The sequence below is a fragment of the uncultured Psychromonas sp. genome (genome assembly GCF_947489755.1).
Classification (GTDB): domain Bacteria; phylum Pseudomonadota; class Gammaproteobacteria; order Enterobacterales; family Psychromonadaceae; genus Psychromonas.
This window is the reverse complement of record NZ_CANLFB010000104.1, coordinates 1-242: the sequence shown is the minus strand read 5'-3', so window position 1 is coordinate 242 and position 242 is coordinate 1. Positions and strand designations below refer to the sequence as shown.

Annotated in this window: 1 protein-coding gene; it reads left to right on the top strand. The window is 46.7% G+C overall.

The annotated features are described in order from the left end of the window. The coding region (locus tag Q0794_RS18190) for a VCBS domain-containing protein (RefSeq protein WP_298944295.1) at positions 1-242 on the top strand (242 nt) is incomplete at both ends.

Genomic DNA, 242 nt, shown 5'->3' with positions numbered 1-242 from the left:
TTAGATGACGGTGAGTCATTAACCGATACTATTACGGTGACCACCAGTGATGGTGTTGAACAAGCAATTGTTATTACTATCAACGGTGTTGACGACTTATCTGTTGTGACTGGTGACGATACTGGCGCAGTGACTGAAGATGCGGATGCAGCTACGTTAACAACGACGGGTACCTTATCGCTAAGCGATGTTGATACCACTGACACGACAACCTTTACAGCAGCGACAGTGACGGGCACTTA